We start from the raw sequence: 21,630 nt of genomic DNA on the forward strand, positions 1-21,630 counted from the left end.
GTGCAGTCCTCACTCGACCTCTTCGGCCGGGCGTTCTGGCCGATCGCGTCGGGTGCCCTGGTCGCCTCGATCCCGCTGGCCCTCGCCTCCATGGCGATCGGTCTGGTCATCGCCCTCGTCGTGGCGATGATGCGGTTGTCGGGGCGCGCCTGGCTGTCCGGGCTGGCCCGGTTCTACACGTCGGTGATCCGGGGCACGCCGCTGCTGGTGCAGTTGTTCGTCGTGTTCTACGGGCTGCCGTCGATCGGCGTCCGGCTCGACCCGTGGCCGAGCGCGATCATCGCCTTCTCGTTGAACGTCGGCGGCTACGCGGCCGAGGTGATCCGGGCGGCGATCCTCTCCGTGCCCAAGGGCCAGTGGGAGGCGGCGCACACGATCGGCATGTCGCGTCCCCTGGCGCTGCGGCGCATCATCCTGCCGCAGGCGGCCAGGGTCTCGGTGCCGCCCCTGTCGAACACGTTCATCAGCCTCGTCAAGGACACCTCGCTCGCGAGCGTCATCCTCGTCGTGGAGCTGTTCCGGCAGGCCCAGCAGATCGCGACCGTGTCGAACCAGTTCCTGCTGATCTACCTCGAGGCGGCCCTGATCTACTGGGTGATCTGCCTCGTGCTGTCGTTCGGGCAGGACGCCCTCGAGAAGAGACTGGACCGACATGTCGCCCGCTGACCCGCCTCTCTCCGGCGCCTCCTCCCGACCCGGCCGACCCGGCCAGGCAGCCTCGCTCGTCCTCCGCGTCGAGGGCCTCCGCAAGTCGTTCGGCTCCACCGAGGTGCTCAAGGGCATCGACCTCGAGGTGCGACGCGGCCGCGTGGTCGCGATCATCGGGCCGTCCGGCTCGGGCAAGACGACCGTGCTGCGGTCGCTGAACAGCCTCGAGGTGCCCGACGGCGGGCGCGCCACCCTGTCCGACGGGCGCGTCGTCGACTTCGGCGGCAAGGTCGCCAAGCGCGACCTGCTCGCCCTCCGCGACCGGTCGTCGATGGTGTTCCAGCACTTCAACCTGTTCCCGCACCTCACGGTGCTGCAGAACGTGGTCGAGGGCCCGATCCGAGTCCAGGGCCGTGACCCCGAGGAGGCGCGGGCCGAGGCTCGCGAGCTCCTCACCCGGGTGGGCCTCGAGTCCCGCGTGGACGCCTGGCCGGTCGAGCTGTCGGGCGGCCAGCAGCAGCGCGTCGGCATCGTCCGCGCCCTGGCGCTGCGGCCGGAGCTGCTGCTCTTCGACGAGCCCACCAGCGCGCTCGACCCCGAGCTCGTCGGCGACGTCCTCACCGTCGTGAAGGAGCTCGCGGACGAGGGCTGGACCATGGTCGTCGTCACCCACGAGCTCGAGTTCGCCCGCCGGGTCGCCGACGAGGTCGTCTTCATGGACGACGGCGTCGTGGTCGAGCGCGGAGCTCCCGCCGACGTACTGAACCGCCCCCGCGAGCCGCGCACGCAGCAGTTCCTCCGCCGCGTGCTCAAGCCCCTCGACGACTGACCTCGCTCCGCCGGCGGCTGCGGGAACCCGCCGCACCCCGCCGTCCGGCTAGAAGTCGAACAGGTTGCCGCGGAGACCGCCGTCGCCGAGCTCCTGCCTGAGCACCCCGCGCCGCCGCAGCACCGGCACGAGCTCGTCGAGCATCCGGTGCACCGTGACGGGGTGCAGGTCGCCCGAGAAGATCATCCCGTCGCTGCCGCCGTCGTCGCCGAGCTCCTCGACGAAGTCGGCGAACTCGTCCGCCGTCCCGACGAACCCGGCCCGTTCGCTGACCAGGCCCTTGCGCGCCTTCACGGTGAGCAGCTCGCGCAGGGTCGCGTCCGCGAACGACCCCGCGCCGCCGAGCAGCCCCTTGATCGAGCCGTGCGACACGTGCTCGCCGAAGACGGCGGGGTCGACCGGCCGGTCGAGGTCGAGCGTCGTCAGGTCCGTCTCGAGGTCGCTCGACTGGCCGAGCGCGATCGCCCGCAGCACGTCGTCCGACGGGTGTCGGGACGCCTCGACGACCCGCACCGCCTCCTCCCGGCTCGGCACGATCTCGGGCTTGACGACGAAGAGCACCCGGATGTCGGACGCCGTGCGTCCGCGCTCCGTCGCGGCGCCCAGGATCCGAGCCCGGTAGTCGCGCACGCTCCCCGCGTCGAGCGGCGCGAGGGCCAGCTGCACATCCGACTGGGTGCCGGCGAAGGCGAGACCGCGAGCTGACCCTCCTGGCGAGACGACCACCGGGTCGCCGCGCTCGAACGGCACCGCGTTGAGCGGCCCCGCGACGTCGAAGTACTCGCCCTGGTGGCGGAACGCGTCGAGGGCGGCCCCGTCGGCGAAGCGACCGGTGCTCGGGTCGGCGACCAGCGCCTCCTCGCCCCAGCTGTGCCACAGGCGGCGGACGACGGCCATCCACTCGTCGGCGCGGTCGTAGGCGGCGTCGTGCCCGAGGGCAGGCAGGCCGAAGTGCCGTGCGCTGCCCGTGTCGGTGACGAGGTTCAGGCCGAAGCGGTCGTCGCTGAGGTGGGCCAGTGTCGCGAACTGGCGCGCGGCGAGGTAGGGCGGGTACGCGCCCGCGTTGATCGTCGGCGCGATCCCGATGCGCGACGTCGCGGCGAACAGGTACGGCGTCAGCATGAGCGGGTCGTGCTTGGGACCGCCGTAGGCGCCGCGGACGCGCAGGTCGAGCGTCTCGGGGGAGCCGAGCGAGAGCGCGTCCTCCATGATCACCAGGTCGAGCCCCGCCTGCTCGAGCTCGCGCACCGACTGCTGGTAGAGCGCGGGCTTCGTCCAGTCGTGGTTCCACTCCCGGTACGGGTTGCCCCAGCCCTGCGGGCCGAAGCCGCGCGAGAAGAACCAGCCGAAGTGCTGCAGTCGGGTCACGCCGCGTCCTCCTCTGCGGTCGGGCGCAGCCGAGGAGGCGCGGCGTCGGCCACCGGGACCGCGCCCGGGAGACGGGACGCCCCGGCCGAGCGCACTGCGGCCAGGCCGCGCCCGAGGTCGCGGAGCAGGTCGTCGACGTCCTCGATGCCGACCGACAGCCGCAGCAGCCCCGGCCAGATTCCGGCGGCGAGCTGCTCGTCCGGCGTCCGCAGCGCGTGCGTCGTCGTGCCCGGGTGCAGGATCAGCGACCGGACGTCGCCGAGGTGCGTCATGCGGCTGAACAGCTCGACGGCGTCGACGAACAGCTCGGCCGCCTCGATGCCGCCGCGCAGGGTGAACGAGAAGACGCTGCCCGCGCCCCGGGGCAGGTACCGCTCGGCGAGGGCGTGGTGAGGGCTCGACGCCAGGCCCGCGTAGTCGACGGACTCGACCTCGGGCTGCTGCTCGAGCCACGCGGCGACGGCCAGGGCGTTGGCCGAGTGCCGCTCGACGCGCAGCGACAGCGTCTCGACGCCCTGCTGGACGAGGAACGCGTTGAACGGCGACGGCGTCGGTCCGATCCGCGCCGCCACGACCTCGCGGGCGTACGCGAGCGCGGCCCGCCCGCCGAACCGCTCGGCGTAGCTGGCACCGGCGAGAGCGCGACGAGGCTCGACCAGGTGCGGGAACCGCGGCGTCCCGCTCGCGTCGACGACGGTCCAGTCGAACGCCTCGCCCGTGACGACGACGCCGCCGAGGGCGGTGCCGTGCCCCGCGAGGAACTTGCTCGCCGAGTGCAGCACGAGGTCGGCCCCGTCGTCGAGCGGACGCCAGAGGTACGGCGACGCGAGCGTGTTGTCGACGACGAGCGGCAGCCCGGCCTCGTGGGCCACCCCGGCGATCGCCGCCACGTCGAGCAGGTCGTTCTTCGGGTTCGGGATCGGCTCGCCGTAGAGGAGCTTCGTCTCGGGACGGATCAGCCGGCGCCAGGACTCGGGGTCGCCCGCCTCGTCGACGAACGAGACCTCGATGCCGAGCCGGGCGAAGTTGTCGACGAAGATGCCGCGCGTGCCCTCGTAGATGCTGCTCGCGCTGACGAGGTGGTCGCCGGCCTCGAGGAGGGCGAGCAGCGCGACCGTGATCGCCGCCTGGCCGGTGCCGACGAGCAGCGCGTCCGTGCCGTGCTCGAGCTGGGCGAGGCGGCGCTCGACGGCGGCCGTGGTCGGGTTGCCGCTCCGGGTGTAGACGTAGCCGGGGTCGTCGCCGGCGAAGCGGTCGCGGGCCTGGGCGAAGTTCTCGAAGACGAAGCCGGCGCTGAGGTGGATCGGCGAGACGCGGGCGCCGAAGTCGGCGTCGGTAGCGGCGCCTCCGTGCACCTGCTCGGTCGTGAACCCGTGTCGGTCGTGGTCTGCTCGCTGGTGTGCCTGGCTCACCGTGCGCCTCCTCTCATCCGTGTGCTCAGCCGAACAGGCGCGAGCTCGCGATGCGCGCGCCCTCGCCGAGCGCCGCGAGCTTCGCCACCGCGATCTGCGGGTGGATGCGCCCGCCGAGGCCGCAGTCGGTCGACGCGACGACCCGCTCGGGCCCCACCACCGACGCGAAGGCCTCGATGCGGTCCGCCACGAGCTCTGGGTGCTCGACGACGTTCGTCGCGTGGCTCACGATGCCGGGGATGATCTTCTTGTGCGCAGGCAGGTCGAGGTCGCGCCAGACCTTCCACTCGTGCTCGTGCCGCACGTTGGCCGCCTCGAACGAGTAGGCGCCGGCGGTGATCTCGAGCATGAGGTCGGCGATGTGCCGGAACTCGATGTCCGTCGTGTGCGGTCCGTGCCAGCTGCCCCAACAGAGGTGGAACCGGATCTGGTCCTCTGGCAGGCCGCGCAGGGCGTGGTTCAGCGCCTCGACCCGGATCCGCGTGAAGGCGCGGTAGTCCTCGACGCTCGGCTCGGGGACGATCTGGTCCCAGTTCTCGGCGATCGACGGGTCGTCGATCTGCACGGTGAGGCCGGCCTCGACGATCGCCGTGTACTCCTCGCGCAGAACCTCGGCCCAGGCCCAGATGTGCTCCTCCTCGGTCGCGTAGAAGTCGTTCGCGATGCGGGCGCCGCTGCCGGGGGAGAGCGAGGTGATGAAGCCGGACGACGGGTCGGCTCCGGTCGCGGCGAGCCCCGCCTTGAGGTTGGCGATGTCGGAGGCGATGGCCGACTGCCCGACGTAGGCGAGCGGCCCCGTCGTGCTGGGGAACGCGGTCGCGGTCTTGCCGGTGCTGATGCCCGAGGTCGGGTCCTGGTAGGCCTCGGCGAAGATCGTCCAGTCGCGCCGGTCGGGGAACGACGTCAGGCGCACGTTCCCCGGCGACGAGCGGACCGGCTCCTGCGAGAAGATGTCCGCGCCGGTGACCGACAGCCCCGACACGCGCTGGAACGAGTACGACCACCACGCGCCGTAGTCGACCGCGCTCGTCATCGCCTTGCCGTACTCGCCGTCGCCGACGACGGTGATGCCGAGGTCCTGCTGGCGCCGCACCAGGTCGACCACCGCGGCGGTCAGCAGCTCGTCGAACTCTGGCGTGCGCTCGAGCGTGAGGCCGTCGTCGGCCAGGCGGCGGGCGTCGTTGGCCGCGATGAGCTCGGGCGTGCGGGGCAGGCTGCCCGCGTGGCTGGTCTCGATCCTCTGGTTCGTCATGTGCCGATGCTGGTCCTCGCCCCCGCCCGTGTCACGTGCCTGCGTCACGCGCCGTCACGAAGGCGCAGGAGGCGGCGGTCCGGGAACAGGACCGGCGCCCTGGTCGTTGCCCTGGTCGACCACAGATCGGCCCTGGCTACGATCGTCGGGAAGGGACACAGTGACTCAGACACAGAACCAAGCACCCACCCAGCAGCAGGCCGTCGCCCGCGCCCTCGACGACGTCGAGGTCGAGCGCCTCCGCGCCGACTTCCCGATCCTCGCGCAGCAGGTCTCGGGCGAGCCCCTGGCCTACCTCGACTCCGGCGCGACGGCCCAGCGCCCGCGCTCGGTGCTCGACGCTGAGCGCCGGTTCCTCGAGACCGAGAACTCGGCCGTGCACCGCGGCGCGCACACGCTCGCGGCCCTCGCGACCGAGGCGTTCGAGGAGGCGCGCGAGACCGTCGCGCGGTTCGTGGGCGCCGCCTCCCACGAGGTCGTCTGGACCGCGAACGCGACCGACGCGATCAACCTGGTCGCGCACGGGTTCACGGCCGCGACCCTCGGCCGCGGCGGCGAGGCCGCCCGCCGCTTCGTCCTGCGGCCCGGTGACGAGATCGTCGTGACGGAGGCCGAGCACCATGCGAACCTGGTGCCGTGGCAAGAGGTGGCGGCCACCACCGGAGCCGTCCTGCGCGTCGTGCCGGTCGACGACGACGGTGTCTGGACGCTCGACGACGCCCGTGCGGTCGTCACCGAGCGCACGCGGGTGCTCGCCGTCGCCCACGTCTCGAACGTGACGGGGCTCGTGGCGCCCGTCGAGCAGCTGGTCGAGCTCGCCCACGGGGTCGGCGCGCTAGTCGTGCTCGACGCCTGCCAGTCGGTGCCCCACCGCCCCGTCGACTTCCGCGCCCTCGGCGTCGACTTCGCCGCGTTCTCCGGCCACAAGATGCTCGGGCCCACCGGCATCGGCGTGCTCGTCGGCCGTGGCGAGCTGCTCGACGCCCTGCCCCCGTTCCGCACGGGAGGCTCGATGATCACCACCGTGACGCTCGAGTCCGCCGAGTACCTGCCCGCGCCACAGCGCTTCGAGGCCGGGACGCAGCCGGTCTCGCAGGCCGTCGCCCTCGCCGAGGCCGTGCGCTACCTCGAGGCCGTCGGCCTCGAGCGCGTCCGCGACCACGAGGAGGCGCTGGCCGAGCAGCTGGTGGTCGGCCTGGCCGCGCTCCCCGGCGTCCGCGTCGTCGGGCCGCCCGCCGGCGTGCCGCGCTCGGGCCTCGCCAGCTTCGTCGTCGACGGCGTGCACGCGCACGACGTCGGCCAGTACCTCGACGCCCAGGGCATCGCCGTGCGCGTCGGCCACCACTGCGCCCAGCCCCTGCACCGGCGGCTCGGCGTGACGGCGACGACGCGAGCGAGCACGTACCTGTACACGACCGCCGCCGAGGTCGACCGGCTGATCGCCGGCGTCGCCGGGGTGCGCGGCTACTTCGGGGCGGAGGACGCCCGATGAGCGCCTCCCTCGACTCGCTCTACCAGCAGGTGATCCTCGACCACGCGAAGGCGCGACACGGCGACGGCGAGCTCCCCGCCGCCGACGCCGAGCACTTCGAGCGGAACCCCACCTGCGGCGACGAGATCACCGTGCGGGTCCGGCTCGAGCCGGGCACCGATCGCGTGGCCGACCTGCGCTGGCAGGGCGCGGGCTGCAGCATCTCCATGGCGTCGGCGTCGGTCCTCTCCGGCCTGGCGCCGGGCCGTACCCTGCCCGAGCTCGGGGCGCTGGTCGACGAGTTCCGGGCGATGATGCGGTCCCGCGGCGCGGGCGAGCCCGACGACGAGGTGCTCGGCGACGCGGTCGCGCTGCACGGCGTCTCGAAGTTCGTGATGCGGGTCAAGTGCGGCATGCTCGCCTGGGTCGCCGCCGAGGCCTGCGGCGCGGAGCTCGCGGCCCGCTGAGGGCCCGGTCCGACGGCGTCCGCGAGGCGGCGGCGTCGGCAGCAGGGGCCGCGCCGATCCGCACTAAACTGGCGCCCGTCCCCGATCGTCAGGAGCCCTCCACCGTGTCAGACCAGCCAGTCCCCGAAGCCGCCGCCGTTCCCGAGAGCATCGCGACCGTCGAGGCGACCGAGACCACGACGGGGCTCGAGCTGTTCACGGACAAGAGCGTCGTCGCGATGCGCGTCGGCGGCGAGCTCCGCGACCTCGCGTCCGAGCTGCACGCGGGCGACGTCGCCGAAGCCGTCACCGTCGGCTCGCCCGACGGCCTGGCCGTGCTCCGCCACTCGGCCGCGCACGTCATGGCGCAGGCCGTGCAGGGCATCAACCCGGAGGCGAAGCTCGGCATCGGCCCGCCCGTCACCGACGGCTTCTACTACGACTTCGACGTCGCCGAGCCCTTCACCCCCGACGACCTCAAGGCGATCGAGAAGGGCATGGAGCGGATCATCCGTCAGGGCCAGCGATTCCGCCGTCGCGTCGTCACCGAGGCCGAGGCCCGCGCCGAGCTCGCCGGCGAGCCCTTCAAGCTCGAGCTGATCGGCCTCAAGGGCGGCTCGGCCGACGAGATCGGCGACGACGGCGAGTCGATCGAGGTCGGCGGCGCCGAGCTGACCATCTACGACAACGTCGACCCGAAGTCCGGCGACGTGCTCTGGTCCGACCTCTGCCGCGGCCCCCACGTGCCGAGCACCCGGGTCCTCGGCAACGCCACGAAGCTGATGCGCGTCGCCGCCGCCTACTGGCGCGGCTCGGAGAAGAACCCGCAGCTGCAGCGCATCTACGGCACCGCCTGGCCCACGAAGGACGAACTGCGCGAGTACCAGGCCCGGCTCGAGGAGGCGGCGAAGCGCGACCACCGCAAGCTCGGCGTCGAGCTCGACCTCTTCTCGTTCCCGGACGAGATCGGCTCGGGCCTCGCGATCTTCCACCCGAAGGGCGGCATCATCCGTCGCGAGATGGAGGACTACTCGCGCCGACGCCACGAGGCAGCCGGCTACGACTTCGTGTACACGCCGCACATCACCAAGGCGAGCCTGTTCGAGACCTCGGGCCACCTCGGCTGGTACAAGGACGGCATGTTCCCGGCCATGAAGCTCGACGAGGCCAGGAACGACGAGGGCGAGGTCACCCGCCAGGGCGCCGACTACTACCTCAAGCCGATGAACTGCCCGATGCACATCCTCGCGTACCGCTCGCAGCCGCGGTCGTACCGCGACCTGCCGATGCGCCTCTTCGAGTTCGGCACCGTGTACCGCAACGAGAAGTCGGGCGTCATCCACGGCCTGACCCGCGTGCGGGGCATGACCCAGGACGACGCGCACATCTTCACCACGCGCGAAAAGATGAAGGAGGAGCTGACCGGCACCCTGAACTTCGTCCTGTCCCTGCTCCGTGACTACGGCCTGACCGACTTCTACCTCGAGCTCTCGACGAAGGACCCGGTCAAGTACGTCGGCGACGACGACATCTGGGACACCGCGACGCAGACCCTCCGCGAGGTCGCCGAGGAGTCCGGCCTCGAGCTCGTCCCCGACCCGGGGGGAGCCGCGTTCTACGGCCCCAAGATCTCGGTGCAGGCCCGCGACGCCATCGGCCGCACCTGGCAGATGTCGACCGTCCAGCTCGACTTCAACCTGCCCGAGCGCTTCGAGCTCGAGTACGCGGCCGCGGACGGCACACGGCAGCGTCCGGTCATGATCCACCGTGCGCTGTTCGGCACCATCGAGCGCTTCTTCGGCGTCCTCACCGAGCACTACGCCGGGGCCTTCCCCGTGTGGCTGTCCCCGGTCCAGGTCGTGGCGATCCCCGTGGCCGACGAGTACGGCGACTACCTCGACGACGTCGTCCGCCAGCTGCGCGAGAAGGGGGTCCGCGCGCAGGTCGACCACGGCGACGACCGGTTCCCGAAGAAGATCCGCACTCACACGAAGTCGAGGGTGCCCTTCCAGCTCATCGCGGGCGAGGAGGACCGCGTCGCCGGCGCCGTCAGCTTCCGCTACCGCGACGGCTCGCAGGAGAACGGCGTGCCCGTCGCCGACGCCGTGGCGAAGATCCTCGAGGCGATCGAGACGAAGGCCCAGGTCTGACCGTGGGGGAGGGTGCCGACGAGACGTCCGCCCACGTCGAGTCGGCGGACGGCTTCGCGTCGGCGCCCGACGCGTTCCAGCGCCTCTGGACCCCGCACCGTGCCGTGTACGTCAGCCGCGGCCAGGGCGCCCACGACGACGCCTGCCCGTTCTGCGCCGCCCCCTCACGGAGCGACGACGACGCGCTGATCGTCGCCCGGGGGCAGCACGCGTTCGTGCTGCTGAACCTCTACCCGTACAACCCCGGCCACCTGCTGGTCTGCCCCTACCGGCACATCTCGACCTACGACCTGGCGACGCCCGACGAGGTCGCCGAGATCGGCGCCCTGACCCAGACCGCCATGCGTGTGGTCCGCGAGGTCTCGCACGCCCAGGGCTTCAACATGGGCATGAACCAAGGGTCCGTCGGCGGTGCCGGCATCGCCGAGCACCTGCACCAGCACGTGGTGCCGCGCTACGGCGGCGACTCGAACTTCTTCCCGATCATCGCGCAGACGAAGGCCGTCACGCAGCTGCTCGGCGACGTCCGCGAGGCGCTGGCGGCCGCCTGGCCTGCCGGGCAGGACCAGGCCACTCGGTGACCCGCGGCACATCGGCGACGCACGCCCCCGGCCAGCGCCTAAACTGAGGGCATCATGAGCGACAGCACCCCCACCTCCGTCCCGTCCGCCGGCAGCACGACCGGATCGGACCGCGTCAAGCGCGGTCTCGCCGAGATGCTCAAGGGCGGCGTCATCATGGACGTCGTGAACGTCGAGCAGGCCAAGATCGCCGAGGACGCGGGGGCCGTGGCCGTCATGGCCCTCGAGCGCGTGCCCGCCGACATCCGCTCGCAGGGCGGCGTCGCCCGCATGAGCGACCCCGACATGATCGACGAGATCATCGCCGCCGTCTCGATCCCCGTCATGGCGAAGGCGCGCATCGGCCACTTCGTCGAGGCGCAGATCCTCCAGACGCTCGGCGTCGACTACATCGACGAGTCCGAGGTGCTGAGCCCCGCCGACTACGTCAACCACATCGACAAGTGGAACTTCACGACCCCGTTCGTCTGTGGTGCCACGAACCTCGGCGAGGCGCTCCGCCGCATCACCGAGGGCGCCGCGATGATCCGCTCCAAGGGCGAGGCCGGCACCGGCGACGTGTCCGAGGCGACCAAGCACATCCGCACCATCTCGAAAGAGATCGCGCAGCTGCAGGGCCTCAAGACCGACGAGCTGTACGTGGCGGCGAAAGAGCTGCAGGCGCCGTACGAGCTGGTGAAGGAGATCGCCGAGACTGGCAAGCTCCCCGTCGTCCTCTTCACCGCCGGCGGCGTCGCGACGCCCGCCGACGCGGCGCTGATGATGCAGCTGGGCGCTGACGGCGTCTTCGTGGGCTCCGGCATCTTCAAGTCGGGAAACCCGGCCGAGCGCGCCGCCGCCATCGTCAAGGCCACGACGTTCTTCGACGACCCGCAGGTCGTCGCCGACGCCTCGCGCGGCCTCGGCGAGGCCATGGTCGGCATCAACGTGCCCGACCTGCCCGCGCCGCACCGCCTCGCCGAGCGTGGCTGGTAGCCGACACGAGGAGGCGGCGGCCCCGCGGGTCGGGGTCCTCGCCCTCCAGGGCGACTTCCGTGAGCACATCGCGGTGCTGACCGCCCTCGGAGCGACCGCCGTGCCCGTGCGCCGGCCCGACGAGCTCGCGGGCGTGTCCGGCCTCGTCATCCCCGGCGGGGAGTCGACCGTGATGGACAAGCTGAGCCGCACCTTCGGCATGGCCGAGCCGTTGCGTGCGGCCGTCGACGCGGGCCTGCCCGTCTACGGCACCTGCGCCGGGCTGATCATGCTGGCCGACCGGGTCGTGGGCGGGCCGGCGAGCCAGCACACGACGGGGCAGCGCACGATCGGCGGGCTCGACGTCGCCGTTCGCCGCAACGCCTTCGGCGGTCAGAACGAGTCGTTCGAGACCGACCTCTCCGTGCCCGTGGTCGGCGATCCGCCCGTGCACGCCGTCTTCATCCGGGCGCCCGTGGTGGCTGAGGTGGGCCCCCTCGCCACCGCGATCGGCGTGCTCGACGACGGTCGCGTGGTCGCCGTCGAGCAGGGCAACCTGCTCGGCACCTCGTTCCACCCCGAGGTGAGCGGCGAGCTCCGGTTCCACGCCCGGTTCCTCGACAAGGCGCGCGCCTGGTCCTCGCGCTGACGCACCTCCTGGTCCCGGCTCCGCCCCGGCCCCGGCCCCGGCCCTGACCCGGAGCCGTCGCTGCCTCCTCGGCGGCGGGCCTGCCGGTAGGATGGTCCGGATCGTCAACCGGAAGTGAGGAGCACCGTGTCCGGGCATTCCAAGTGGGCCACGACCAAGCACAAGAAGGCCGTCATCGACAGCCGTCGCGCCAAGTCGTTCGCCAAGCTCATCAAGAACATCGAGGTCGCGGCCAAGCAGGGCGGGGCCGACATGTCCGGCAACCCGACGCTGGTCGACGCCGTCCAGAAGGCCAAGAAGACCTCGGTCCCCAACGACAACATCGACCGCGCCGTCAAGCGCGGGGCGGGCCTCAGCGGCGAGTCCGTCGACTACCAGACCATCGTCTACGAGGGCTACGGCCCGAACGGCGTGGCCCTGCTGATCGAGTGCCTCACCGACAACAAGAACCGCGCGGCGGCCAACGTCCGCACGGTGATGTCGCGCAACGGCGGCACGATGGCCGACCCGGGCAGCGTCGCCTACAACTTCAGCCGCAAGGGCGTCATCGCCGTCATGAAGACCGACGGCCTCAGCGAGGACGACGTCCTCGCGGCCGTGCTCGACGCCGGGGCCGAAGAGGTCACCGACCGTGGCGAGGGCTTCGAGATCGTGACGGAGCCGTCCGACCTCGTCCCGGCCCGCACGGCCCTGCAAGAGGCAGGGATCGACTACGACTCCGCCGACGTCGAGTTCGTTCCCGGCCTCAAGATCGAGGTCGACCTCGAGACCGCCCGCAAGGTGTTCCGTCTCGTCGACGCGCTCGACGACGACGACGACGTCCAGAACGTCTACGCCAACTACGACGTCCCCGCCGACGTGCAGGCCGCGCTCGACGACGACGACGACTGAGCCGCCGAGGTGACCCTGCGGGTGCTCGGCATCGACCCCGGCCTGACCCGCTGCGGGGTCGGGGTCGTCGAGGTCGACGCGACCCGCCGGGCCACCCTCGTGGCCGTGACCGTGATCCGGTCGCCGGCCGACATGCCGCTCGAGCAGCGCCTCCTCACCATCGGCCGGGGCATCGAGCAGCTCGTCGACGAGCACCGGCCCGACGCCATGGCGATCGAGCGCGTCTTCGCGCAGAACAACCTGTCGACCGTGATGGGCACCGCCCAGGTGAGCGGCCTGGCGCTGCGCGCCGCTGCCGAGCGCTCGGTGCCCGTCGCCATGCACACGCCGTCCGAGGTCAAGGCGGCGGTGACCGGCTACGGCTCGGCCGACAAGGCCCAGGTGGGCGCGATGGTCGCCCGCCTGCTCGGCCTCGCCGAGGCGCCGAAGCCCGCCGACGCGGCCGATGCGCTCGCGCTGGCGATCTGCCACGCCTGGCGTCGTGGCGGCGTGCCGTCGGCGCCCGCCGGCGCAGGCCTCACGGCCGCGCAGAAGGCGTGGCGCGAGGCGGAGAAGTCGGCACGGACTCCTAGGCTGGGCAGATGATCTCGAGCGTCCGCGGCACCGTGCTGTCCGCCTCCGGCACCAGCGTCGTCGTCGAGGTCGGGGGAGTGGGCCTGCGGGTCGGCGTCACGCCTCAGCTCGCCCTGACCGCCGCGGTCGGCACGACGCTCCAGCTGTTCACGACGCTGATCGTCCGAGAAGACGACCTCTCCCTCTTCGGCTTCGCCGAGCTCGAAGAACTCGAGGTCTTCGACCTGCTGCGGAGCGTCACCGGAGTCGGCCCGAAGTCGGCGCAGGGCGTGCTCGCCACGCTCAGCCCGTCGCAGGTCGCGCACGCCGTCGCGGACGACGACGACGCGCCGTTCCGACGCGTGTCCGGCATCGGGCCCAAGACCGCGAAGCTGATCGTCCTCTCGTTGACGGGCAAGCTCGACGTCCGGGCCGCCGCGCCCACCGTCACCGCCGCCTCCTCGACCTCCGCCGACGTCCTGACCGCCCTCGTCGGGCTCGGCTGGTCCGAGCGGGAGGCGCAGGCCGCGGTCGACTCGGTCGTCGCCGATCGCGGACCCGACGTCGCCGTCTCCGTGCCCTCGCTGCTGCGCGCCGCCCTCGGCCACCTCGGTCCGCAGAAGTCGCTGGGCTCGCGCGCGTGACCGACGCCGACCTCACGCGGCCCGTGGTCGAGTCCGAGGCCGAGCTCGCCTTCGAGGGCGCGCTCCGGCCCACCTCCCTCGACGAGTTCGTCGGCCAGAAGAAGGTGCGGGGCCAGCTCGAGCTGCTGCTCAAGGCGGCGTCGATGCAGGGGCGGACCCCCGACCACATCCTCATGGCCGGCCCTCCCGGCCTCGGCAAGACCACCCTCGCGATGATCGTCGCGCACGAGAGCGGGCGCCCGCTCCGGATGTCGTCCGGGCCGGCGATCCAGCACGCGGGCGACCTCGCCGCCGTGCTCTCGGCCCTCGTGCCCGGCGAGGTGCTCTTCATCGACGAGATCCACCGCATGGCGCGCTCTGCCGAAGAGATGTTGTACCTCGCCATGGAGGACTACCGGATCGACGTCATGGTGGGCAAGGGCGCCGGGGCGACCAGCATCCCGCTCGAGCTCTCGCCCTTCACGCTCGTCGGCGCCACGACGCGCAGCGGCATGCTGCCGAACCCCCTCCGCGACCGATTCGGCTTCACCGCGAACCTCGAGTTCTACGACCAGGCCGAGCTCACGGAGGTGCTGCGCCGAGCCGCGTCCCTGCTCGGCATCCCCGTGGACGGCGACGCCCTCGCCGAGATCGCCGGTCGTTGCCGCGGCACGCCGCGCATCGCGAACCGCCTCCTCCGTCGCGTCCGTGACTACTCGCTGGTCCACGGACGCGATGCCGACCTCGCCACCGTCCGTGACGCCCTGTCCCTGTACGACGTCGACGACCTCGGCCTCGACCGGCTCGACCGCGAGGTCCTGTCGACCGTGCTGAAGAGGTTCGGCGGCGGCCCCGTCGGGCTCGGCACGCTCGCCGTGTCGGTCGGAGAAGAGGCGGACACGATCGAGGCCGTCGTCGAGCCGTTCCTCGTGCGCATCGGCCTGCTGATCCGAACGCCCCGAGGTCGAGTGGCGACGCCGGAGGCCTGGCGGCACTTCGGCCTGCCGCACCCGTCAGGGGCGCTGTTCGGCGATGAACTATGATCGCCGCTAGGCCTGTCGGCGCGAGGCGCCCTCACCACCGCCCGCGCCGCCCATCCCCACGAGCTTCGAAAGGCAGTTCCTCATGGACGCCACAACAGTCATCATGGTCCTCCTCCTGGTGGTCCTCGTCTTCTTCATGTTCCGCAACAAGCGCAAGCGCGACGCCCAGCAGGCGACCCTGCAGTCCAAGATGGTCCCCGGCGTCGAGGTCATGCTGAGCTTCGGCGTCTACGGCACGCTCGTCTCCATCGACGACGAGGCGAACATCGCCGAGGTCGAGGTCTCGCCCGGCACCGTCCTGCGCGTGCACCGCCAGACCCTGGGCCGCGTCGTCGAGCCCGTCGTCGCCGACGACGACGTGGTCTCCGAGGCCGACGAGCTCGACGCCCGCCCGGCCGACGACCTGATCGCCGACGACACCACGACCGCCGACCGCACGTCGCCCGCCTACGGCGAGCGAGTCGACGAGACGCGCCTCGACTCCACCACCGACACGGACAAGCCGAACAAGGCCTGACCCGCCGACAGCCGGGGCCAACTCGTGAGCCCCGGCCCAGACGACGGCGCGCGCCCCTCGGGGCGCGCGCTCCCATGAGAAAGCAGAACCTCCGTGGCACGTTCGACGCCGGTCAAGAAGGCAATTCGTTCCCTGACGTGGTTGCTCGTCATCATCGCCGGCCTCGCCGCGCTGAACGGCACCGCCACCGCCCTCAACGACTCGGGTCGTGACGGCTGGTGGGACGGCGCGAGCTGGGTCCCCGAGCTGGCGCTCGACCTGCAGGGCGGCACGCAGATCACCCTCGCCGCGCAGCTCGACAACGGCCAGTCCGTGTCCAGCCAGCAGCTCGACCAGGCCGTGACGATCATCCGTCAGCGCATCGACAGCGCCGGCGTCTCCGAGTCGGAGATCACCCGCCAGGGCGCCCAGAACATCGTCGTGTCGATCCCCGGTCGGCCCGACAACGAGACGCTCGAGCGCATCGAGGCCTCGGCGCGGCTCACCTTCCGCCCCGTCCTCTACACCGAGGCCGTGAGCAACGCCGCGGTCGGCGGCGACGACGCCGACGCCACCGCCAGCCCGTCCGCGACGCCCTACACGCCGAACCCCGACCTGAACTCGACGCCGACGGCCTCGCCGACCAACGCCTCCGACCTCAACTGGATCACGGAGCAGCTCGCTGACGAGTACACCAACTACCAGTGCGCGGCCGACAACGACCTGTCGACCGCGCGGGACGACGAGCCGCTGGTCACCTGCTCGACCGACGGCACGGCGAAGTTCATCCTCGGCCCCGTCGAGGTCCAGGGCAGCGAGATCAGCGACGCCACGAACGGCCTCGCCACCGACTCCCAGGGCAACTCGACGAACACCTGGGCGGTCAACCTCGAGTTCGACGGCGAGGGAACCGACCAGTTCCGAGACGTGACCTCGCGCCTCGTCGCGCTGCAGGCCCCGCAGAACCAGTTCGCGGTGACCCTCGACAACCAGGTCATCACCGCACCGTCCGCCAACGCCGCCATCACCGACGGCAACGCCCAGATCACGGGCTCGTTCACGCAGGAGACGTCGAAGACCCTGGCGGATCAGCTCAAGTTCGGCGCCCTGCCCATCAGCTTCTCCGTGCAGAGCAACGAGAACATCACCGCGACCCTGGGCCAGACCCAGCTGGTGAGCGGTCTGATCGCGGGTCTCATCGGCCTGATCCTCGTGGTGATCTACTCCCTGGTCCAGTACCGCGCGCTCGCCTTCGTCACCGTCCTGTCGCTCATGATCGCCGCCCTGCTCACGTACCTGGTGATCGCGATCCTGTCCTGGCGTGAGGGCTACCGCCTGTCGTTGGCGGGCGTGACGGGGTTGATCGTGGCCATCGGCATCACGGCCGACTCCTTCATCGTCTACTTCGAGCGCATCCGCGACGAGCTGCGAGACGGCCGCATCCTCGAGAGCGCCGTCGAGTCCGGCTGGAAGCGCGCGATCCGCACGATCGTCGCCTCCGACACGGTCAACTTCCTCGCGGCCATCACGCTGTTCATCCTCGCGGTGGGCAACGTCAAGGGCTTCGCGCTGACGCTCGGCATCACCACGGTGATCGACCTGATCGTCGTGGCCCTGTTCACCCACCCGATGCTGCAGCTCATCGCCAGGACGCGCTTCTTCGGCGAGGGGCACTCGTTCAGCGGGCTGAACCCGAAGGCGCTCGGCGCCGTCTACCGCGGCCGGGCGCAGTTCCGCACCCCCGTCCCCGCCGGGGCCCGCAAGGGCGCCGGAGGCCGCGAGGCCGCGAAGCGCCAGACCATCGCCGAACGCAAGGCGGCGGAGAGCACCAGCACCCGAGTCGACGACTCTGCGCGCGATGAAGGGAAGGACAGCTGATGGCCAGCTTCTCCAAGTTCGGCAACGACCTCTACACCGGGGCGCGTTCCTACGACATCGTGGGTCGTCGGCGCACGTGGTACATCATCGCCGCGGTCGTCATCGTGATCTGTGCGACGGTGCCGTTCCTCCGAGGCGGTTACCACTTCGGCATCGAGTTCACCGGCGGCTCCGAGTTCCAGGTGGCCCAGCCCGCCGAGCTCGACCAGGACGTCGCGACTCAGACGGTCGACGAGGTCGCCCCTGGCTCGAACCCCCGCGTCACGCAGGTCGGCAACGACACCATCCGCGTGCAGACCTCACAGCTCGAGGCGACCCAGACCAACGACGTGGCCGATGCCCTCGCGACGGCCTACGACGTGCCTGCCGAGCGGGTCACCTCCTCGTTCATCGGCGCCTCCTGGGGTGCGGACATCACGGGCCAGGCCATCAAGGGCCTCGTGATCTTCCTCATCCTCGCCGCGATCGGCATGACCCTGTACTTCCGCACGTGGAAGATGTCCCTCGCCGCCATGACGGCCCTGCTGCACGACCTCGTGCTGACGGCGGGCATCTACGGCATCGTCGGGTTCGAGGTCACTCCTGCGGCCGTCATCGGGTTCCTCACGATCCTCGGGTACTCGCTCTACGACACCGTGGTGGTCTTCGACAAGATCCGAGAGAACACGGCAGAGGACGGCGAGGGCTCGAGGCGCACCTTCGGCCAGTCGATCAACCTCGCGATCAACCAGACGCTGGTCCGGTCGATCAACACCTCGGTCGTCGCCCTGCTGCCCGTCGCCGCGATCCTCTTCATCGGCGCGTTCGTCCTCGGTGCCGGCACGCTCCGTGACATCTCGCTCGCCCTCTTCATCGGCATCCTGGTGGGCACCTACTCGACGATCTTCATCGCCTCCCCGCTCTACGCGACGCTCCGGATCGGCGAACCCGACATCAAGAAGCGCGACGACCGCAAGCGAGCCGACCGTGCCCGCGACGCGGACGCCGCCGCGGCCTCGGTGATCGCGTCGTGAGCGTGCCCCTGGGCGGAGGTCCCACCTCCTCGATGCCCGAGGTGACCGCGCAGGAGGCGGTGGCCCTGGTGGGCGACGGCGCCTACCTGCTCGACGTGCGAGAGCAGTCGGAGTGGGACGAGGGCCACGCGCCCCAGGCCGTGCTCGTGCCCCTCTCCGAGCTGGCCGACAGGGTCGACGAGGTCCCCGCAGACCGCGACGTCCTCGTCGTGTGCCACTCCGGGATGCGCTCGATGCGAGCCACCGCCGCGCTCCTCCGCTCCGGCCTCCGTGCCGTCAACGTCGAGGGCGGCATGCTCGCCTGGCGAGACGCTGACGGCGACGTCGTCAGCGAGGGCGACGGCCGCCCGACGGTCGGCTGACCGGGAGCGAGTAGCGTTGTCCCGACTCGTGCACGACCAGGCGCCCGTTCCCGGAGGCGCGTCATCGTGCGCGAGCGACGACGAGGAGGCGCGGTCGTGACCGAGATCACCACGAGGGAGACCCCCGCGGGCCCCGAGCAGGGCGGCACAGCCTCCCTGCGCACGCTCTTGCCGCGGCTGTTCTCCCGCAGCCAGCCCGCCGGCGCCGTCGACCGTCTCGTCAAGACGGTCCGCATGCACCACCCCAAGGCCGACCTCGTCGTGATCGAACGCGCCTACACCGTCGCCGAGAAAGCGCACCGCGGCCAGCTCCGCAAGAGCGGCGAGCCCTACATCACGCACCCCGTGGCGGTCGCCCAGATCCTCGCCGACCTCGGCATCGGGTCGAAGACGATCGCCGCGGCGCTCCTGCACGACACCGTCGAGGACACCGACTACACGCTCGACATGCTGCAGCGCGACTTCGGCGACGAGATCGCCATGCTCGTCGACGGGGTCACGAAGCTCGACAAGCTGAAGTACGGCGACAGCGCCCAGGCCGAGACCGTCCGCAAGATGGTCGTCGCGATGTCGAAAGACATCAGGGTGCTCGTGATCAAGCTCGCCGACCGGCTGCACAACGCGCGCACCTGGGGCTTCGTCGAGTCGTCGTCGGCGACGCGCAAGGCGACCGAGACGCTCGAGATCTACGCCCCCCTGGCTCACCGGCTGGGCATCCAGGCCATCAAGTGGGAGCTGGAGGACCTGAGCTTCGCCGTCCTGCACCCGAAGCTCTACGTCGAGATCGACAACCTCGTCAAGCAGCGCACCCCGCAGCGCGAGCAGTTCGTCCAGAACGTCATCAACGCGGTCAAGTCCGACCTCAAGTCGACGAAGATCCGCGGCGAGGTGGTCGGCCGGCCGAAGCAGTACTACTCGATCTACCAGAAGATGATCGTGCGGGGGCGCGAGTTCGACGAGATCTACGACCTCGTGGGCATCCGCGTCCTCGTCACGTCGCTGCGTGACTGCTATGCCGTGCTCGGGTCCATCCACGCCCGGTGGAACCCCATCCCCGGCCGTTTCAAGGACTACATCGCGACCCCGAAGTTCAACCTCTACCAGTCGCTCCACACGACGGTGATCGGCCCCAAGGGGCGACCGGTCGAGATCCAGATCCGCACGCACGAGATGCACCAGCGGGCCGAGTTCGGCGTGGCGGCGCACTGGAAGTACAAGCAGAGGATGAACGGCGGTCGGGACGACACGGCGACCGGCGCCCGGACCGAGACCGACATGGCGTGGCTGGCGCACATCTCCGACTGGCAGGCGGAGACCGCCGACCCGGGGGAGTTCCTCGACAGCCTCCGCTTCGAGATCGGCGCGAAAGAGGTGTACGTCTTCACGCCCCAGGGCAAGGTCATCGGCCTCCCCTCGGGAGCGACGCCCGTCGACTTCGCCTACGCCGTGCACACCGAGGTCGGGCACCGCACGATGGGCGCCAAGGTCAACGGCCGTCTCATCCCGCTCGAGAGCGTGCTCAACAGCGGCGACGTCGTCGAGGTCTTCACCTCGAAGAACCCGGACTCCGGCCCCAGCCAGGACTGGCTCGGCTTCGTCAAGAGCCCGCGTGCCCGGAACAAGATCCGGCAGTGGTTCACGAAGGAGCGACGCGACGAGGCGATCGAGCAGGGCAAGGACGCCATCGCCCGCGCGATGCGCAAGCAGAACCTGCCGCTGCAGAAGTTGATGAACCAGGACAGCATCACCGAGGTGGCGTCCCAGCTTCGCTACGACGACGTCTCGAGCCTCTACGCCGCCGTGGGCGAGGGCCACCTCTCGACCCAGTCCGTCATCGAGAAGGTCCTGGCCTCGGTCCAGCAGCAGACCGAGGTCGAGGGGGAGTACGAGTTCCCGAGCAAGGGCGTCTCGCGTCCCCTCCGCAACAGCGACTCGGGCGTGCTCGTGCGGGGAGCCCCTGACATCCTGGTCAAGCTCGCCAAGTGCTGCACTCCCGTCCCCGGCGACCAGGTCGTCGGCTTCGTCACGCGCGGCCAGGGCGTCAGCGTGCACCAGGCGACCTGCCACAACGTCCAGGGCCTGATGCAGGAGCCGGAGCGGATGATCGAGGTCGAGTGGGCCCCGTCGTCCAAGAGCGTGTTCCTCGTCCAGATCCAGATCGAGGCGCTCGACCGCGCAGGGCTGCTCTCGGACGTGACCCGGGTGCTGTCCGAGCACCACGTGAACATCCTCTCGGCCAACGTCTCCACCTCCGACGAGCGGCTGGCGATCAGCCGCTTCGTCTTCGAGATGGGCGACACCACGCACCTCGACCGCGTCCTCAACGCCGTCCGTCGCATCGACGCCGTCTACGACGTGTACCGGGTCAGCGCAGGCTGACCCGGGTCGACCCCGTCCCCGGGGCGCCCACGGCCGTAGGTGCGCGTCAGACGGGCAGGGGGTCCACGAGCGTCCGCAGCCGCGCTGCCGCCCGTCGGCGGCCCGGCAGTCGGCCGTGCCGTCGGACCAGGCCAGTCACCCGGCGCGGATCGACGCCGTGGTCCGTGAGCAGGGTCCGCACCAGTCGCTCGGCGTCGCTCGACCAGTCGTCGGCGCGGAGGAGGTCGAGGACGGTGCGCGTCGGGGACGTCACCCTCACTCGACCGAGCTGGGTGATCTCGTCGTCGTCGATCAGCACTTCGCCGACCGTGATCCGTGGCCGGTCGTCGTGGTGCCGCGCCCACGACGGCACCACCGCCTCCAGGTGACGAGGGGCCGCCGCTCGCGCGCCCCAGATCCAGGCGGCCGTGCCTCGTGCCGCCACGACGACCGGGCCGAGGGAGTCGGCCAGGGCGGCGGCCCTGAGCCAGGCGTCGTCGGGATCGGCGACCGACGCCCAGCTGTCCGCCACTCGGCAGACGTCGCCGTCGAGCCCGGCGGCCTGGAGCTCGACGTCGGGGAGGTCGCGCGGGGTCAGGAGTCGGGGCAGGGTCGGGGACACGTCCCCAGCCTGGCCGACCGTCGCCCCCATGA

21 protein-coding genes are annotated in these 21,630 nt (G+C 71.2%); 17 read left to right on the plus strand and 4 right to left on the minus strand.

Annotated elements, in window-relative coordinates:
- Window positions 1-666 carry an amino acid ABC transporter permease gene (locus ES689_RS04330; RefSeq protein WP_223269371.1) on the plus strand — a complete coding sequence of 222 codons (666 nt, stop codon included), beginning with the start codon at window positions 1-3 and terminating at the stop codon, window positions 664-666.
- Complete coding sequence (locus ES689_RS04335; RefSeq protein ID WP_146900630.1) at window positions 653-1,477, plus strand: amino acid ABC transporter ATP-binding protein; 825 nt, start codon at window positions 653-655, stop codon at window positions 1,475-1,477. Before ES689_RS04330 ends, ES689_RS04335 begins: the two co-directional genes overlap by 14 nt.
- Before the next feature lie 48 nt (window positions 1,478-1,525).
- Here the strand turns inward: ES689_RS04335 and ES689_RS04340 are convergent, their stop codons facing one another.
- From ES689_RS04340 to ES689_RS04350, 3 genes are read right to left on the minus strand one after another with little or no spacing between them, the layout of a single operon-like run.
- Window positions 1,526-2,845, minus strand: a complete 1,320-nt coding sequence (locus tag ES689_RS04340) for an LLM class flavin-dependent oxidoreductase (RefSeq protein WP_146900633.1) — start codon at window positions 2,843-2,845, stop codon at window positions 1,526-1,528.
- A complete protein-coding gene (locus ES689_RS04345) occupies window positions 2,842-4,257 on the minus strand; it encodes an O-acetylhomoserine aminocarboxypropyltransferase/cysteine synthase family protein (protein ID WP_146900636.1) in 1,416 nt (471 codons plus the stop codon). Before ES689_RS04345 ends, ES689_RS04340 begins: the two co-directional genes overlap by 4 nt.
- 25 nt (window positions 4,258-4,282) lie before the next feature.
- A complete protein-coding gene (locus ES689_RS04350) occupies window positions 4,283-5,509 on the minus strand; it encodes a cobalamin-independent methionine synthase II family protein (RefSeq protein WP_146900640.1) in 1,227 nt (408 codons plus the stop codon).
- 160 nt (window positions 5,510-5,669) lie between these two features.
- On the opposite strand from ES689_RS04350, the gene ES689_RS04355 reads away from it, so the two are divergent.
- From ES689_RS04355 to ES689_RS04425, 15 genes are all read left to right on the plus strand, one after another.
- Window positions 5,670-7,001, plus strand: a complete 1,332-nt coding sequence (locus ES689_RS04355; RefSeq protein WP_223269372.1) for an aminotransferase class V-fold PLP-dependent enzyme — start codon at window positions 5,670-5,672, stop codon at window positions 6,999-7,001.
- A complete protein-coding gene (gene sufU / locus ES689_RS04360) occupies window positions 6,998-7,447 on the plus strand; it encodes a Fe-S cluster assembly sulfur transfer protein SufU (protein ID WP_146900647.1) in 450 nt (149 codons plus the stop codon). The genes ES689_RS04355 and sufU overlap by 4 nt, the downstream gene beginning before the upstream one ends.
- A gap of 218 nt (window positions 7,448-7,665) precedes the next feature.
- Window positions 7,666-9,576, plus strand: coding sequence for a threonine--tRNA ligase (thrS, locus tag ES689_RS04365; RefSeq protein WP_223269434.1), 1,911 nt, complete (start codon window positions 7,666-7,668; stop codon window positions 9,574-9,576).
- 2 nt (window positions 9,577-9,578) lie between these two features.
- Window positions 9,579-10,157, plus strand: coding sequence for an HIT domain-containing protein (locus tag ES689_RS04370; RefSeq protein WP_223269373.1), 579 nt, complete (start codon window positions 9,579-9,581; stop codon window positions 10,155-10,157).
- A gap of 54 nt (window positions 10,158-10,211) precedes the next feature.
- Window positions 10,212-11,132 (plus strand): pyridoxal 5'-phosphate synthase lyase subunit PdxS, encoded by a 921-nt coding sequence (pdxS, locus tag ES689_RS04375; RefSeq protein ID WP_146900650.1) that lies wholly within the window; start codon window positions 10,212-10,214, stop codon window positions 11,130-11,132.
- The gene (gene pdxT / locus ES689_RS04380) at window positions 11,122-11,760 is read left to right on the plus strand and encodes a pyridoxal 5'-phosphate synthase glutaminase subunit PdxT (RefSeq protein ID WP_146900653.1); all 639 of its coding nucleotides are present in this window, start codon (window positions 11,122-11,124) and stop codon (window positions 11,758-11,760) included. Before pdxS ends, pdxT begins: the two co-directional genes overlap by 11 nt.
- A 126-nt stretch (window positions 11,761-11,886) precedes the next feature.
- Complete coding sequence (locus ES689_RS04385) at window positions 11,887-12,651, plus strand: YebC/PmpR family DNA-binding transcriptional regulator (RefSeq protein ID WP_146900656.1); 765 nt, start codon at window positions 11,887-11,889, stop codon at window positions 12,649-12,651.
- A gap of 9 nt (window positions 12,652-12,660) precedes the next feature.
- Entirely contained in the window at window positions 12,661-13,236 is a 576-nt protein-coding gene (ruvC, locus tag ES689_RS04390) for a crossover junction endodeoxyribonuclease RuvC (protein ID WP_146900659.1), read from the plus strand.
- On the plus strand, window positions 13,233-13,847 hold the full coding sequence (gene ruvA, locus ES689_RS04395; protein WP_146900661.1) for a Holliday junction branch migration protein RuvA: 615 nt from the start codon (window positions 13,233-13,235) through the stop codon (window positions 13,845-13,847). The genes ruvC and ruvA overlap by 4 nt, the downstream gene beginning before the upstream one ends.
- Window positions 13,844-14,869, plus strand: coding sequence for a Holliday junction branch migration DNA helicase RuvB (gene ruvB / locus ES689_RS04400; RefSeq protein WP_146900664.1), 1,026 nt, complete (start codon window positions 13,844-13,846; stop codon window positions 14,867-14,869). Before ruvA ends, ruvB begins: the two co-directional genes overlap by 4 nt.
- An 82-nt stretch (window positions 14,870-14,951) precedes the next feature.
- The gene (yajC, locus tag ES689_RS04405; RefSeq protein WP_146900667.1) at window positions 14,952-15,386 is read left to right on the plus strand and encodes a preprotein translocase subunit YajC; all 435 of its coding nucleotides are present in this window, start codon (window positions 14,952-14,954) and stop codon (window positions 15,384-15,386) included.
- A 93-nt stretch (window positions 15,387-15,479) separates the two neighbouring features.
- Window positions 15,480-17,243 carry a protein translocase subunit SecD gene (secD, locus tag ES689_RS04410; protein ID WP_146900671.1) on the plus strand — a complete coding sequence of 588 codons (1,764 nt, stop codon included), beginning with the start codon at window positions 15,480-15,482 and terminating at the stop codon, window positions 17,241-17,243.
- Window positions 17,243-18,256, plus strand: coding sequence for a protein translocase subunit SecF (secF, locus tag ES689_RS04415; RefSeq protein ID WP_146900674.1), 1,014 nt, complete (start codon window positions 17,243-17,245; stop codon window positions 18,254-18,256). The genes secD and secF overlap by 1 nt, the downstream gene beginning before the upstream one ends.
- Window positions 18,253-18,618, plus strand: a complete 366-nt coding sequence (locus tag ES689_RS04420; RefSeq protein ID WP_223269374.1) for a rhodanese-like domain-containing protein — start codon at window positions 18,253-18,255, stop codon at window positions 18,616-18,618. The genes secF and ES689_RS04420 overlap by 4 nt, the downstream gene beginning before the upstream one ends.
- A 96-nt stretch (window positions 18,619-18,714) precedes the next feature.
- The gene (locus ES689_RS04425) at window positions 18,715-20,997 is read left to right on the plus strand and encodes a bifunctional (p)ppGpp synthetase/guanosine-3',5'-bis(diphosphate) 3'-pyrophosphohydrolase (protein ID WP_223269375.1); all 2,283 of its coding nucleotides are present in this window, start codon (window positions 18,715-18,717) and stop codon (window positions 20,995-20,997) included.
- Window positions 20,998-21,043: 46 nt separating this feature from the next.
- On the opposite strand, the gene ES689_RS04430 is transcribed toward ES689_RS04425, so the two are convergent.
- Window positions 21,044-21,598 (minus strand): type IV toxin-antitoxin system AbiEi family antitoxin, encoded by a 555-nt coding sequence (locus tag ES689_RS04430; protein WP_146900677.1) that lies wholly within the window; start codon window positions 21,596-21,598, stop codon window positions 21,044-21,046.
- Window positions 21,599-21,630: the final 32 nt, after the last annotated feature.

It is taken from the genome of Frigoribacterium sp. ACAM 257, assembly GCF_007954365.1.
Classification (GTDB): domain Bacteria; phylum Actinomycetota; class Actinomycetes; order Actinomycetales; family Microbacteriaceae; genus Frigoribacterium.

What these genes read in the sequence shown, in the direction of transcription:
- ES689_RS04335 (WP_146900630.1), top strand. Translation starts at nt 653, where the DNA reads ATGTCGCCCGCTGACCCGCCTCTCTCCGGCGCCTCCTCCCGACCCGGC.
- ES689_RS04350 (WP_146900640.1), bottom strand. Translation starts at nt 5,509, where the DNA reads ATGACGAACCAGAGGATCGAGACCAGCCACGCGGGCAGCCTGCCCCGC.
- sufU (WP_146900647.1), top strand. Translation starts at nt 6,998, where the DNA reads ATGAGCGCCTCCCTCGACTCGCTCTACCAGCAGGTGATCCTCGACCAC.
- thrS (WP_223269434.1), top strand. Translation starts at nt 7,666, where the DNA reads ATGCGCGTCGGCGGCGAGCTCCGCGACCTCGCGTCCGAGCTGCACGCG.
- pdxS (WP_146900650.1), top strand. Translation starts at nt 10,212, where the DNA reads ATGAGCGACAGCACCCCCACCTCCGTCCCGTCCGCCGGCAGCACGACC.
- ruvA (WP_146900661.1), top strand. Translation starts at nt 13,233, where the DNA reads ATGATCTCGAGCGTCCGCGGCACCGTGCTGTCCGCCTCCGGCACCAGC.
- yajC (WP_146900667.1), top strand. Translation starts at nt 14,952, where the DNA reads ATGGACGCCACAACAGTCATCATGGTCCTCCTCCTGGTGGTCCTCGTC.
- secF (WP_146900674.1), top strand. Translation starts at nt 17,243, where the DNA reads ATGGCCAGCTTCTCCAAGTTCGGCAACGACCTCTACACCGGGGCGCGT.